At 32.2% G+C, this 14,409-nt stretch carries 13 protein-coding genes; all 13 read left to right on the forward strand.

Annotation, left to right across the window (positions count from 1 at the left end; translation table 11 throughout):
- The first annotated feature begins 7 nt into the window (after positions 1–7).
- Entirely contained in the window at positions 8–889 is an 882-nt protein-coding gene (dapA, locus tag ASF10_RS16635) for a 4-hydroxy-tetrahydrodipicolinate synthase (protein ID WP_056251315.1), read from the forward strand.
- Positions 890–1,025: 136 nt separating this feature from the next.
- Complete coding sequence (locus tag ASF10_RS16640) at positions 1,026–1,820, forward strand: outer membrane protein assembly factor BamD (RefSeq protein WP_056251316.1); 795 nt, start codon at positions 1,026–1,028, stop codon at positions 1,818–1,820.
- Between the two features lie 9 nt (positions 1,821–1,829).
- Positions 1,830–2,147: a DNA-directed RNA polymerase subunit omega gene (locus ASF10_RS16645; RefSeq protein ID WP_012025451.1), complete on the forward strand. Its 318-nt coding sequence runs from the start codon at positions 1,830–1,832 to the stop codon at positions 2,145–2,147.
- An 11-nt stretch (positions 2,148–2,158) separates the two neighbouring features.
- On the forward strand, positions 2,159–3,373 hold the full coding sequence (gene coaBC / locus ASF10_RS16650) for a bifunctional phosphopantothenoylcysteine decarboxylase/phosphopantothenate--cysteine ligase CoaBC (RefSeq protein WP_056251319.1): 1,215 nt from the start codon (positions 2,159–2,161) through the stop codon (positions 3,371–3,373).
- Between the two features lie 69 nt (positions 3,374–3,442).
- Positions 3,443–4,327, forward strand: a complete 885-nt coding sequence (locus ASF10_RS16655; protein WP_056251322.1) for a DUF4835 family protein — start codon at positions 3,443–3,445, stop codon at positions 4,325–4,327.
- Positions 4,328–4,382: 55 nt separating this feature from the next.
- Positions 4,383–6,035, forward strand: a complete 1,653-nt coding sequence (recN, locus tag ASF10_RS16660) for a DNA repair protein RecN (RefSeq protein ID WP_056251326.1) — start codon at positions 4,383–4,385, stop codon at positions 6,033–6,035.
- A 108-nt stretch (positions 6,036–6,143) separates the two neighbouring features.
- A complete protein-coding gene (gene fabV, locus ASF10_RS16665) occupies positions 6,144–7,334 on the forward strand; it encodes an enoyl-ACP reductase FabV (RefSeq protein ID WP_056251330.1) in 1,191 nt (396 codons plus the stop codon).
- Positions 7,335–7,458: 124 nt separating this feature from the next.
- Positions 7,459–8,457 carry a glycosyltransferase gene (locus ASF10_RS16670; RefSeq protein WP_056251333.1) on the forward strand — a complete coding sequence of 333 codons (999 nt, stop codon included), beginning with the start codon at positions 7,459–7,461 and terminating at the stop codon, positions 8,455–8,457.
- 1 nt (position 8,458) lies between these two features.
- Positions 8,459–9,055: a dephospho-CoA kinase gene (gene coaE / locus ASF10_RS16675; RefSeq protein WP_056251335.1), complete on the forward strand. Its 597-nt coding sequence runs from the start codon at positions 8,459–8,461 to the stop codon at positions 9,053–9,055.
- Between the two features lie 59 nt (positions 9,056–9,114).
- A complete protein-coding gene (locus tag ASF10_RS16680; RefSeq protein WP_056251337.1) occupies positions 9,115–10,698 on the forward strand; it encodes a sensor histidine kinase in 1,584 nt (527 codons plus the stop codon).
- Positions 10,699–10,701: 3 nt separating this feature from the next.
- Positions 10,702–11,418, forward strand: coding sequence for a response regulator transcription factor (locus tag ASF10_RS16685; RefSeq protein WP_056251340.1), 717 nt, complete (start codon positions 10,702–10,704; stop codon positions 11,416–11,418).
- A gap of 845 nt (positions 11,419–12,263) precedes the next feature.
- Complete coding sequence (locus tag ASF10_RS16690; RefSeq protein WP_056251343.1) at positions 12,264–13,010, forward strand: hypothetical protein; 747 nt, start codon at positions 12,264–12,266, stop codon at positions 13,008–13,010.
- 3 nt (positions 13,011–13,013) lie between these two features.
- Positions 13,014–14,405 (forward strand): RtcB family protein, encoded by a 1,392-nt coding sequence (locus tag ASF10_RS16695; protein WP_056251345.1) that lies wholly within the window; start codon positions 13,014–13,016, stop codon positions 14,403–14,405.
- Positions 14,406–14,409 lie beyond the last annotated feature (4 nt).

The raw sequence follows: 14,409 nt of genomic DNA on the forward strand, positions 1-14,409 counted from the left end.
TTAGAATATGCAATCATTAATAGGAACTGGTGTTGCTCTTGTAACCCCATTTAAAAAAGACTTTTCAATTGATATCGAAGCTTTACAGCGCATCGTTAATTTTTCGATAGACGGCGGAGTTGAATATCTTGTAGTTATGGGAACAACAGCAGAAAATGCTACCCTTACTCAAGCCGAAAAAGAATTGGTTATAAAAACAGTAATCGATACAAATAAAGGAAGATTGCCTTTGGTTCTTGGAGTTGGAGGTAATAATACGATGCAGATCATTGAGGAATTAAAAACCAGGGATTTCTCTGCTTTTGAAGCCATACTTTCTGTATCTCCTTATTATAATAAACCTACACAAGAAGGAATTTACCAACATTTTAAAGCTATTGCAGAAGCGTCACCAATTCCGGTTATTTTGTATAACGTTCCGGGAAGAACTGCCAGTAATATGCTTCCATCTACAGTAATTCGTCTTGCGAATGAATTTAGTAATATCGTTGCAATAAAAGAAGCTGCCGGAGACATGGCTCAGGCTTTGCAATTGATTAAAAATGCGCCAAAAGATTTTCTTGTAATTTCAGGAGACGATATGATAGCTTTGCCAATTGTTTTAGCTGGTGGAGCAGGTGTAATTTCTGTTATTGGACAAGGTTTTCCAAAAGAATTTACAGAAATGATACGTTTGGGTTTAAATAAAAAAGTAACAGAAGCGTTTAAAACTCAGTACTTTTTATCAGATTGTATCGATATGATTTTTGAACAGGGAAATCCTGCCGGAATCAAACAAGTCTTTCAAGCCCTTGGTATTGCTGAGAACACAGTGCGTTTGCCGTTAGTAAGCGTTGATGATTCTCTGGCAGACAGATTGAATGAATTTGTAAAAAACAGCATAAAATAAGAGTGAGATTGCCGGTATTTTATTATACCAAAAAATATTTTGTAGTAGCTAAATTAATAACTAAATTTGCCACCGGAACTTCGGTGTGATTTTGCTTTGGCATAATTGTCTAAGAAATCATAATAAAAGTAAGAAAATGAAAAAAATAGTATCTCTATTAATTGTTGTTGTCCTTTTTTGTTCTTGTAGTGAATATCAAAAAGCATTAAAAAATGAAGATGTTGCAGCCAAATTTGATGTGGCAACAAAAATGTATGATGCTGGAAAATATTCAAAAGCCATTCGTCTTTTTGAACAATTAGCACCTTCATATAGAGGTAAGCCTCAGGCAGAAAAACTATTTTATATGTTTGCCCAGTCTTATTACAAATCAAAACAATACTATTTAGCAGGTTATCAGTTCGAAAGTTTTGTTTCAGGTTATCCGCGTAGTGAAAAAGTACAGGAAGCTGCTTTTTTGGGAGCCTACAGCTATTCAAAATTAGCTCCGGTTTATAGCTTAGATCAGACAGATACACAAAAGGCATTAGAAAAATTACAAGCTTTTATTGATAATTATCCAAATTCAGAATACATCGCACAAGCAAATGAAACTGTGAAAATTTTGAATGGTAAACTAGAGAAAAAAGCATACGAAAATGCAAAAGGATACAATACAATTTCAGATTATAAGTCAGCATTAATTGCATTTGATAATTTTATCGCTGATTTTCCCGGAACGCCGTTTAAAGAAGATGCTTTATTCTACAAATACGATTCAGCATATAAACTGGCAATAAATAGTGTTCCTGCAAAAATGGAAGAACGTTTAAATGTTGCAAAAGTGGCTTATAACAACTTAATTAAGTTTAATAGCGCTACAAAATATAAAAAAGAGGCAGACGAAATGAATGCCAGAGTGGAAACAGATTTACAAAAATTTACTAAATAAAATAAAGTCATGGATTTAAAAAAGACGAATGCTCCTGTAAATACAATAACATACAATAAAACAGTTATTGAAGAGCCAACAGGAAATGTGTATGAGGCAATTACCATTATGGCTAAAAGAGCAAATCAAATTAATTCTGAAATTAAAAAAGAATTAACTGAGAAATTAGAAGAGTTTGCTACATATAATGACAGTCTTGAAGAAGTTTTTGAAAATAAAGAGCAAATTGAAGTTTCTAAATTTTACGAAAAATTACCAAAACCACATGCTTTAGCAGTTCAGGAATGGTTAGACGGTAAAACTTACCACAGAAATTCAAATAAATAATATATAGTATAATGTCAGTTTTAAACGGGAAGAAAATTTTACTGGGTGTTTCTGGTGGAATTGCAGCCTATAAAACAGCCTCATTAGTACGACTTTTTATAAAAGCAGGTGCACATGTCCAAGTGATAATGACACCTGCTTCTAAGGATTTTGTAACCCCACTTACGTTATCTACGTTATCAAAAAATCCTGTACACTCCAGTTTCTTTAATCAGGATGATGAAGACGCCGTTTGGAACAATCATGTTGAATTGGCACTTTGGGCTGATTTAATCTTAATTGCTCCCGCAACAGCCAATACATTATCTAAAATGGCTACAGGAAACTGCGATAATCTTTTAATAGCTACTTATTTATCAGCTAAATGTCCTGTTTATTTTGCTCCGGCAATGGATCTGGATATGTACAAGCATCCATCAACCTTATCAAGTTTTGCAGCTCTGAAACAATTTGGAAATGTAATGATTCCTGCTGAAAATGGAGAATTGGCAAGTGGCTTATCCGGCGAAGGCCGAATGGCTGAACCTGAGAATATTATAGCATTTCTTGAGGCTGACTTAGAAAGTAAATTACCACTAAAAGGAAAAAAAATACTAGTTACTGCCGGTCCAACATACGAAGCAATAGATCCCGTACGTTTTATAGGAAATCATTCTTCAGGAAAAATGGGGTTTGATATCGCTAACGAAGCGGCTAATTTAGGCGCGCAGGTAATCCTGGTTTCAGGACCTACGCATTATAAAGCAAAAAATAATTTAGTTACAGTTATTGATGTAATCTCTGCTCAGGATATGTATGATGCTTGCCATTTGCATTTTAATGATGTTGATGTTGCTATTGCAGCAGCAGCAGTGGCAGATTACAGACCAAAAGTTGTAGCTTTACAAAAGATTAAAAAAGCATCTGAAGAATTTTCGATAGAGCTTGAAAAAACAAAAGACATATTAGCATCGCTTGGAGCAATCAAGAAAAACCAGTATTTAATTGGGTTTGCTTTAGAGACAGAAAATGAAATTGAAAATGCTAAGTTGAAAATTCAGAAAAAAAACTTAGATTTGATTGTTTTAAATTCCTTACAAGATGAAGGTGCCGGTTTTAAGAAAGAAACGAATAAAGTGACTTTTATAGACCATAACTTTAAAATCGAACCAATGGAATTAAAAGCAAAAGAATCTGTTGCAGTTGATATTTTAAATAAAGTGATTTCGCATTTTTCCGAATCATAATAATTAGAATAAAAACTAAAAGCAAGGATAGTAAAACTCTTTCCTGCTAAATCAAATAGTATCATTCTCATGAATAAAATAGTTGCACTTTTCGCTTTTTTCATTTTTGGCTTTACACAAGCACAACAGTTAAATTGTACGGTAACTATTAATACGGAAAGATTACCCAATCCCAATCAGCAAGTTTTTAAAACACTGCAGACATCTTTGTCTGAATTTGTAAATAAAACAGATTGGACAGGATCAGTTTTAAAACAAAACGAGAGAATCAATTGTTCAATGTATATTACATTGTCTTCAAATAGTTCTGATCAATTTACAGGTACAATTCAGGTACAATCATCCCGATTGATTTTTAATTCTACATATTCTTCGCCGGTATTTAATTATAACGATAAAGATTTTAATTTTAGATATACAGAATACGAGCCATTATTGTTCAATCCAACTACTTTTGAATCAAATCTGGTTTCTGTTGTTTCTTTCTACAGTTACTTAATTTTGGCAATGGATGCCGATACTTTCCAAATGGGAGCAGGAAATCAGTATCTTGAAACAGCTCAAAATATTGCAAACGTTGCACAACAAGGCGGATTTAAAGGCTGGAGCCAGTCAGATGGAGTTCAGAACCGTTATTATTTAATAAATGATATGGTTTCTCCAATGTATAGCGACCTTCGTCAAACCATGTATGCTTATCATACAGGTTTAGATGGAATGAGCGTGGATTTGAAAACATCAAAAGAAAAAATCAAAGCAGCAATAATCATCATCGGAAAATTAAATTCAGTTAAACCCAATGCTTTTTTGACCAGAGTGTTTTTTGATGCTAAATCAGATGAAATAGTCTCAATATTTTCAGGAGGACCTAGTATTCCTGTTGGAGATTTGACCGATGTATTGAATAAGGTATCACCTTTGAATTCTACTAAATGGTCCCAGATTAAATTTTAATTGATTTATTCTATTTACTTTCTTTTACTAATTTTTATACTTACACAATTTCCTTATGATTACGTCCTTGTCGATTAAAAATTATGCCCTGATTGAAAAACTCACAATCGATTTTTCAAGAGGTTTTTCTATAATTACAGGTGAAACAGGTGCTGGTAAATCTATTATATTGGGTGCAATAGGATTGGTTTTAGGAAAAAGAGCCGACTTAACTTCATTAAAAAATAAAGAAGAAAAATGTGTAATCGAAGCGCATTTTGAAATCTCTAAATACAACCTTAAAGAATTTTTTGAAACAAATGATCTTGATTATGAAGATGAAACTATCATAAGAAGAGAAATTTTGCCTTCAGGAAAATCTCGTGCATTTATAAACGATAGCCCTGTAAACCTTCAGGAATTACAAGATCTAAGTTTGTTTTTGATTGATATTCACTCACAACAACAAACTCAGGAACTTTCAGATGAAGGTGTTCAGTTTAAAATAATTGATGCAATTGCTAATAATTTTGATACTATTCAATCTTATCAGAAAGTATTAAAATCATATAAAGCAGATAAATCGAAATTAAATGCTTTGTTGAAAAAGCAAAGCGATTCAGGAAAAGAGCAGGAATACAATGCTTTTTTATTGAATGAATTGGTTTCGGCAAAATTAAAATCAGGCGAGCAGGAAGAATTAGAAACTGATTTTGAGAAATTAAACAATGTTGAAATTATAAAAGAAGCAATTGATAAATCGTTGGTTATTGCTAACGAAGAACAATTTGGCGTTTTTCATAATTTAAATGAAATCAAAACAGCTTTACAAAAAATTGCCCTTTTTTCTCCAGAATATAAAAGTGTATTTGAAAGAATTACAAGTTTGGCAATCGAATTTGATGATGTTTCGAAAGAATTGCAAAATGCTTCTGAGAAATTATTGAATGATCCTGCGCAATTAGAACTGGTAAGTCAAAAATTACAATTGATTTATAATTTACAAAAAAAGCATCAGGTAACCTCAGTTGATGAATTGATTGAAATTCAGGCCAATTTAGGAAATACGCTATTAGAGCTTGATAATATAGAAGAAGAAATAGCCGCTTTGTCAAAAGCTATAGAAGAGAAGGTCGTTGAATTGGATGCTTTTTCAGCAACTATTCATCAAAACAGAACCAATGCAATTCCGGTTTTATCTCAAAAACTAATTTCGATTTTAGAAACTTTAGGAATGCCAAACGTTCGTTTTAATATGGAACTTTTACCATCAGAAAACTATTTCCAAAACGGAAAAGACGAATTACAATTTTTATTTTCTGCAAACAAAGGAACCGATTTTGGATTACTTAAAAAAGTAGCTTCAGGAGGAGAAATGTCTCGTATTATGTTGGCTGTAAAAGCAATTTTAGCACAATACTCAAAATTGCCTACTTTAATTTTTGACGAAATTGATACAGGAGTTTCTGGAGAAATTGCGATCAGAATGGGAGAGATTATGAAAGAAATGAGTGCTACAATGCAAATTTTTGCCATAACACATTTACCTCAAATTGCAGCCAAAGGAGATTCTCATTTTAAAGTTTTCAAATCTACAGTTGATGACGATACACAATCAGAATTAAAGCTATTGTCTCAGGACGAAAGAGTTATAGAAATTGCTCAAATGTTATCAGGAGCAGTTGTTTCTGATTCGGCTTTAAATCATGCTAAAGCCTTGTTGAACTAAAGAAATAATTTATATTTGTCATCTTAAAGCTAATTAAACAAACGTAAATAAGTTAGTCACTATTATCTTAACAGTAGATTAACCGAATCAACGAATAAATAGAAAAATATGATTATAGAACCTAGAATGAGAGGATTTATTTGCTTGACTGCACACCCAAAAGGTAGCGAGCAAAATGTTAAAAATCAAATAGAATATATAAAATCAAAAGGACCAATTGCAGGTGCAAAAAAAGTATTAGTTATTGGTGCTTCTACAGGTTTTGGATTAGCTTCAAGAATTACAAGTGCTTTTGGATCTGATGCTGCAACTATTGGAGTATTTTTTGAAAAACCACCGGTTGAAGGAAAAACAGCTTCACCAGGTTGGTATAATTCTGCTGCATTTGAAACAGAAGCTCACAAAGCAGGTTTATATGCAAAAAGTATCAATGGAGATGCTTTTTCAAATGAAATAAAAAGACAAACTTTAGATTTAATCAAAGCAGATTTAGGTCAGATTGATCTTGTAATCTACAGTTTAGCTTCACCAGTTCGTCAACATCCGGTTACTGGAGTTTTGCACCGTTCTGTTTTAAAGCCAATTGGACAAACATTTACAAATAAAACAGTAGATTTTCATACCGGAAACGTTACTGAAGTCTCTATTGCTCCGGCAAATGAAGAAGATATTACAAATACTGTAGCAGTAATGGGCGGTGAAGATTGGTCTATGTGGATCGATGCTTTAAAAGCAGAGAATTTATTGGCAGATGGAGCTACAACAGTTGCTTACTCGTATATTGGGCCATCATTAACAGAAGCAGTTTACCGTAAAGGTACAATTGGTCGTGCAAAAGATGATCTTGAGGCTACAGCATTTTCGATTACAGACAGTTTGAAATCAATAGGAGGAAAAGCATATGTTTCTGTAAACAAAGCATTAGTTACTCAAGCAAGTTCTGCAATACCGGTTATTCCATTATATATTTCTCTTTTGTATAAAATTATGAAAGAAGAAGGAATTCATGAAGGTTGTATCGAACAGATTCAGCGTTTGTTTCAGGACAGATTATATTCAGGTTCAGAAGTTCCTGTAGATGAGAAAGGAAGAATCAGAATCGACGATTGGGAAATGCGTGATGACGTTCAGGAAAAAGTGGCTAAACTTTGGTTAGAAGCTACAACTGAAACATTACTTTCGATTGGAGATTTAGCAGGATACAGAAATGATTTCTTAAACCTTTTCGGGTTTGAATTTGCTGGAGTAGATTATAAAGCAGAAGCAAATGAAGTTGTCGGAATAGAAAGTATCAAGTAGACAAAAGAATTACTATAAATAGGAAACCATCAACCAAAAGTTGATGGTTTTTTTATGAATATAACATATCTTTGTTAAAATTTTGAATTTAAAAAATTGCCACTTTAATACCGCACATCCCGTTATGATTTTTTCTTTAATTATACCCGTGTATAATCGTCCAGATGAAGTTGATGAACTTTTAGAAAGTCTGTCAAAATCTGATTATAATGAAGCTTTTGAAATTGTTCTTGTTGAAGATGGTTCGTCAATACCATGCAAAGATGTGGTGATGACTTATCAGGGGAAATTGAATATATCCTATTATTTCAAAGAAAATTCAGGACCGGGAGATTCAAGAAATTTTGGAATGCAAAAGGCGAGGGGAGATTATTTTATCATATTTGACTCAGACTGTATCATTCCTTCCAATTATTTAACAGAAGTTCGAAAAGCATTAAATGCAGATTACGTTGATTGTTTTGGCGGTCCTGATAAAGCATTAGATAGTTTTTCTGATATTCAAAAAGCAATTAATTTTGCGATGACTTCATTTCTTACAACAGGAGGAATCCGTGGAGGTTCAGAGAAAATTAATAAATTTCAGCCCAGGAGTTTCAATATGGGAATTTCAAAAAAGGCTTTTGAAGCCTCAAGAGGTTTTGGAAATATTCATCCGGGTGAAGATCCTGATCTTTCTATTCGTTTATGGAATTTAGGATTTGAAACCAGATTGTTTCCAGAGGCATATGTGTATCACAAACGCAGGATAGACTGGGAAAAATTTTCTGTTCAGGTGAATAAATTCGGAATAGCGAGACCAATTTTAAACAGTTGGTATCCAGAACATAATAAGCTAACATTCTTCTTTCCATCCGTATTTATAATAGGTCTATTATTAGCTTTTTTACTATTAATTTTTAATATTGATATTTTATTACAATTATATTTCGTATATTTCGTTATAATTTTTCTTACAGCAAGTATTCAGAATAAAAGCATTAAAATTGGATACTTATCTGTAATTGCAGTCTGGAAACAGTTTTATGGTTATGGAACAGGATTTTTAAAGTCCTTCATAAAAATTATTCTTTTAAAGAAAAAACCACAAGAAGCTTTTCCTCGTATGTTTTTTAAAGTATAATATGACAAAAGTTATTGGCCTAACAGGTGGAATAGGAAGCGGGAAAACAACTATTGCAAATTATTTTGCGACAATGAGAGTTCCTGTTTACATCGCTGATGATGCCGCTAAAAAAGTAATGCAATCTAAAAGTATTACAGAACAAATAAAAACAACTTTTGGGGATTCTCTTTTTGAAAATGAGATTTTAAACAGAGCAAAACTGGCTGAAATTGTATTTAACAATGCTGATAAACTGGCAGCGTTAAATAGTATAGTTCATCCTGCTGTAAAAAATGATTTTGAATTATGGTTACTTGACAATAAAAACAGTGAATATGTAATTTATGAAGCTGCGATTTTATTCGAAAGTGGTCGTTATAAAGAATGTGATGTGATTATAACGGTCACAGCCGCTGAAGAAATAAGGATTGAAAGAGTCATAAAGCGAGATAATACCACGCGCGAGCAAGTTTTAAGCAGAATGAAAATGCAATGGAATGACGAAAAAAGAATTTCTTTAAGCAATTTTGTAATAAATAACAGTAATCTTAAAATTGCTAAAGAAGAAGTTGTTAAAATTCTTAAAATTTTAAATATAAAACAAAAACCGTCTTAAATGTTAATATTTGGTTAATGTATTATTTAGTATATTGTTAAAATATTAATTTTGTTTCGATGAATAAATTATTTTTTAGAATACTTGTTTTACTGATGAGTTTGTCCTTAATAGGGATTATTCTGGTGCAGGTATATTGGTTCAATTCTTCGTTTAAAAATAATGACGAGCAATTTAAATATCATGTTACACAAGTAATAGGTAATGTTGCTGACAAACTGGAACAACAGGAAGAATATAGTTTTTACGACAAATACAATCGTATAAAAGACAGTACTGGTAAAACTCCTAAAAAAGAAGATCTGCTGGAAGTACTCTATGTTCAGAGAAATACAAAAACAAATAAAACAATAGTATACTCGAATACCCTTACATCTGAGGATTACGATATTAATGGTTCACTATTTAATAAAAAATTCAGCAGCGAGAGATTTAAGAATTTCAGTTCAAAAAGAGTAACTGAAGTTTATAATAATAACGGAATTGATAATAATAGTTTAGGACAAAGTATTATTCCGGATCTGAAAATTGAAAAATCAGGTAGTTTAGATATCTTAAATAAAGTTCAGCAGCAAATTCAATATAAAGATATTGCTTCTTTGACACCTATAGAAGGTAGGATTACAAAAGATAAGCTTCAAAAACTTTTAAAGAAAGAGTTAGAAGAATATGGTGTAAAAACCAAGTTTGAATATGGAGTCCTTAACAGCGGCCTTGCAACAAAGGTGAAATCAGACGGATTTCATTATGATAAAGATGCAAGCTACCATGTTCCAATATATACAGATAACGAAGGAAATAGTAAATATGAGTTATTCATAACTTTTCCTCACAAAAAGAAATTTTTATTGTCTGAATTGTTGAGTATTACAATACTATCAATAATTTTTACATTAATTATCATAGTTGCCTACACAAGTGCATTGAACCAATTATTGCGTCAAAAACATATTTCTGAAATCAAAACAGATTTTATAAATAACATGACACATGAGTTTAAAACTCCAATTGCAACAATAAATTTAGCACTTGATGCAATTAAGAATCCTAAAATTATTGAAGATAAAGAAAAAGTATTTCGATATCTCCAAATGATTCGGGACGAAAATAAAAGAATGCATGCTCAGGTTGAAAACGTTCTGCGTATTTCTAAACTAGAAAAAAGAGAATTAGATATTACAAAAGAGCCAACTGCAATTCATGATATAATTGATGATGCAATTGAGCACGTAAATTTAATTCTTGAAGACAGACACGGAACAGTTGTAAAGCACTTAAATGCAGCACGAACAACTTGTTTAATCAACGAAGTGCATTTTACAAATGTGTTGGTTAATATTTTAGAAAATGCCATAAAATATTCACCGGATATTCCTGAAATTGAAATTTTTACAGAAAATGTTAAAGACATGATCCTGATAAAAGTAAAAGATAATGGTCTTGGTATGAGTAAAGTCGCTCAGAAAAGAGTTTTTGAGAAGTTTTACAGAGAACATACAGGAGATTTACATAATGTAAAAGGACATGGTTTAGGTCTTGCATATGTAAAAAGAATAGTAGAAGATCACAATGGCCAAGTATATGTTGAAAGCGAAAAAGGAAAAGGTAGCACCTTTATAATAAAAATACCATTAATAAATTAAAATATGGAAAATAATAACAAAAGAATACTTTTAGTAGAAGATGACCTTAATTTTGGGGCAGTTCTTAAAGATTATCTAATGTTAAATGACTTTGAAGTTACTTTAGCTAAAAACGGTATGGAAGGTTTCGAGAAATTCAAGAAAGATGTGTATGACTTATGTATTCTTGACGTAATGATGCCTTATAAAGATGGTTATACTTTAGCCAAAGAAATTAGAGAAAAAAATAGCGAAGTGCCAATTATATTCTTAACAGCAAAATCTATGAAAGAAGATGTGCTAAAAGGATACAAAGCCGGGGCTGACGATTACTTGAATAAACCTTTTGATTCAGAAGTTTTATTAATGAAAATCAAAGCTATTATTCAAAGAAAATCTGCGGATACAAAAGCGGAACAAGTTCAGTTTGAATTTAATATTGGTAAATTCCACTTAAATTCTAAACTTAGATTTTTGACATTTGAAACAGATGAACCAATAAAATTGTCTCCAAAAGAGAACGAATTACTTAAAATGTTAATCCTTCATGAAAATGATTTAATGCCAAGAGAATTAGCATTAACAAAAATCTGGAGAGATGACAACTACTTTACTTCAAGAAGTATGGACGTTTACATCGCTAAACTTAGAAAATATCTAAAAGCTGATGAAGATGTTGAAATCTTAAACATTCACGGTGAAGGTTTTAGATTAGTTGTTAAAAGTAAAGTAACAGAATAACAAAATTCACAAAAACAAAAGCATAAAGCTCTGAGAAATCAGGGCTTTTTTTTGTGTTTAGTTTTTTGCAAAATAGTGATTCTTCATGATCTTGTCATTTCGACGGAGGAGAAATCACACTATTAAGTTGACAAAGATTTAGGGATTCTCTTGCGTAGACGCACTGCAGTGTGTCTCTACAATTTGCTTCATCAATAATCTTCCACAGTTTTACTGTAGAGATGCACTGCATTGCATCTAACCAAAGATTATTGCTATTGGATACGGAGTTTCTAGTGAGGATTTCTCCTCCGTCGAGATAACAAATACCGCGAGAATAGTTGGAATTTGGAATTTAAGACTATTCGAATTTAAATTTTCAGGAGCTATTCCTGCTATTCGCTATATCTTTTTATCCGTGAAAAACGGATAAAAAGGATGCCGCTTCTATCAGGGCTAGGGCTTTAATTTTCAAGTAGATAATATGGTATTCCATGATTCAAAAAATATAATAATTATTTTTTACACGATTTTTCTTTAAAATAATTTGGAAAATCAAAAAAGTATTCTGAATATTTGCAGACGAAAAAAAAATAATAACCCTTTAATAACGAAGAAAAATGTCTGTATTTACATTATCATTTCAGAGCTTCACATCAAACAAGTTTGGTGCAACGCTTCTTCGTGGCTTATTTCAATCTTAGAAATTCATTTTTTGATATATAAAAAAGCCCGAAGACATTTAGTTTCGGGCTTTTTTTATTCTAGACACTTCAAATTTTCCCGAATAATCGATTTTATATTTATCCTCACAGGTAAAATGTTATAGCCATTTTGGCTATCAATTTAATGCACTATAATTTTTTATGGAAAATTATACAGCAGAAGAGTATGCTTTGTGCTCTCGCTTTAAAAATAAAAGAACAAAGAAAAGATTAGTAAAAGAAGATTTTGACAAACAATTAATTCAGTTAAGAAAGCTTGAAGTTGAACTCTGGAAAAAACGTAAAGATTTACCATTAGTTCCTTTAGCAACACCTTATCAAAAAGGTTGGGAACGCAGTTTTGTACTAAGAGAAGATATAACAAGATCAAATGAAGCTTCTTTTTATAAAACATTACTGGAAAAGATAAATACATGGCAATATTCTCCTGAGAAATCTTTTAAGAAAAAGAAAAAGAGGAAAAGAAAACATGTATATGTCGAAAAACTTCAGACTGTAAAAGAGTTTTCTGAATCAGAATGGAGAAGTCCAAAATTAGAATTGACAGAAAAAGAGAAAATGCATTTTTATAAAAGGGAACGTTGGTGTCCTAATTGTAAACGTTATAAAATTCATTATGTATTTAATGAGCCATGGCGTTATATATTTCGCGTTAAACCGTACATGATAACGCATACTAAAATGGTTGATGCAGATTTAGAAAGTGAAATTCAGGTTCTTGACAATTACATTACTAATCTTAATTTAAGATATAAGATAAACAAATTAGTAGATGGTTTTTCTTATCGCTGGAATTATTATCAAAATGAAAATCCACGAGAGATAAACCCAATTAAAAATAAAAGTCTGCATGTATTGTATCAACAGTATGTAGACGAAATGATATAAATCATGGGAAATAAATTATCCGGAAAGGACCTTATAAAATTAGGCTTTCCAAAAAACAATTCAATAAATATTGCTTTAGGGCAAATCAACAGATATAGAAAAAGAGAGAAAAAAGAAGCTATTCTAACAGAGGCAAAAGAGGTTTTACTTCATCCTGAAAAGTTTGAAGGAAACGGAACCTGGGGCAAAGTGGCTGAAGGTTTGATAAAACCAGTTCAGGTAAGAATGCATCAGCTTAAAACAACACGAGTACCTTTTACCATTTTTGGAGAAAATGAAATTGATGATCAGGCAAAATTTCAATTGTATGATTCTTTAAAACTGCCCATTTCAATTGCAGGCGCTTTAATGCCGGATGCGCATTCAGGTTATGGATTGCCAATTGGCGGAGTCTTAGCAACAGATAATGCGGTTATTCCGTACGGAGTTGGCGTTGACATTGGCTGCCGAATGAGTTTATCAATTTTCGATTTACCGGCTTCGTATTTTAAAGGAAAAGAACATCAATTAGAAGCTATTTTAAAAGACAATACTAAGTTTGGTATGAACGAAACACATGCTGTAAAAGCAGATCATGAAGTTTTTTACAAAAGCGAATTTAAAGATATTCCTTTATTAAAAAACCTTTTGCCAAAAGCTTATAAGCAACTTGGAAGTTCTGGAGGAGGAAACCATTTTGTAGAATTTGGTATCGCCAAAATTGACAATCCGGAGAATGAATGGAAGTTGGGTGTTGGTGAATATTTTGCTGTTTTATCGCATAGTGGTTCACGAGGTTTAGGCGCTAATATTGCCAAGCATTATACTTATTTGGCAACTAAACAATGTCCGTTACCTAAAAACGTTCAGCATTTAGCGTGGCTTGATTTAAACACACATGATGGTCAGGAATATTGGCTGGCGATGAATTTGGCGGGAGAATATGCAAAAGCTTGTCACGATGATATTCATAGAAGAATTGCGAAAGCAATAGGGAAAAGGGTAGTGGTGACAATTGAAAATCATCACAATTTTGCCTGGAGAGAAATGGTAAACGGACAAGAATGCATTGTGCATAGAAAAGGCGCAACCCCGGCTGCAGAAGGTCAATTGGGTATTATTCCGGGATCGATGACCGCTGCTGGATATATTGTAAAAGGGAAAGGAAATGCAGAAAGTTTAAACTCAGCTTCTCACGGAGCGGGGCGTTTATTTTCGAGAGCTAAGTGCAAAGCTACTTTTACTCAAAGCGAAATCAAAAAAGTGCTAAAAGCAAATGATGTAACCTTGATTGGAGGAAATATTGATGAAGCGCCAATGGCTTACAAAGACATTACAAAAGTAATGGGAAATCAAACAGATTTAGTTGAAGTTCTGGGAACATTCACACCTAAAATCGTTAGAATGGACCGATAAAGAA

The sequence above is a fragment of the Flavobacterium sp. Leaf82 genome (assembly GCF_001422725.1).
In the GTDB taxonomy this organism is placed as follows: domain Bacteria; phylum Bacteroidota; class Bacteroidia; order Flavobacteriales; family Flavobacteriaceae; genus Flavobacterium.

Excerpts from the sequence above, each read along its gene's own strand:
- dapA (WP_056251315.1), top strand. The coding sequence starts at position 8 with ATGCAATCATTAATAGGAACTGGTGTTGCTCTTGTAACCCCATTTAAA.
- ASF10_RS16640 (WP_056251316.1), top strand. The coding sequence starts at position 1,026 with ATGAAAAAAATAGTATCTCTATTAATTGTTGTTGTCCTTTTTTGTTCT.
- ASF10_RS16645 (WP_012025451.1), top strand. The coding sequence starts at position 1,830 with ATGGATTTAAAAAAGACGAATGCTCCTGTAAATACAATAACATACAAT.
- coaBC (WP_056251319.1), top strand. The coding sequence starts at position 2,159 with ATGTCAGTTTTAAACGGGAAGAAAATTTTACTGGGTGTTTCTGGTGGA.
- ASF10_RS16655 (WP_056251322.1), top strand. The coding sequence starts at position 3,443 with ATGAATAAAATAGTTGCACTTTTCGCTTTTTTCATTTTTGGCTTTACA.
- recN (WP_056251326.1), top strand. The coding sequence starts at position 4,383 with ATGATTACGTCCTTGTCGATTAAAAATTATGCCCTGATTGAAAAACTC.
- fabV (WP_056251330.1), top strand. The coding sequence starts at position 6,144 with ATGATTATAGAACCTAGAATGAGAGGATTTATTTGCTTGACTGCACAC.
- ASF10_RS16670 (WP_056251333.1), top strand. The coding sequence starts at position 7,459 with ATGATTTTTTCTTTAATTATACCCGTGTATAATCGTCCAGATGAAGTT.
- coaE (WP_056251335.1), top strand. The coding sequence starts at position 8,459 with ATGACAAAAGTTATTGGCCTAACAGGTGGAATAGGAAGCGGGAAAACA.
- ASF10_RS16680 (WP_056251337.1), top strand. The coding sequence starts at position 9,115 with ATGAATAAATTATTTTTTAGAATACTTGTTTTACTGATGAGTTTGTCC.
- ASF10_RS16685 (WP_056251340.1), top strand. The coding sequence starts at position 10,702 with ATGGAAAATAATAACAAAAGAATACTTTTAGTAGAAGATGACCTTAAT.
- ASF10_RS16690 (WP_056251343.1), top strand. The coding sequence starts at position 12,264 with ATGGAAAATTATACAGCAGAAGAGTATGCTTTGTGCTCTCGCTTTAAA.
- ASF10_RS16695 (WP_056251345.1), top strand. The coding sequence starts at position 13,014 with ATGGGAAATAAATTATCCGGAAAGGACCTTATAAAATTAGGCTTTCCA.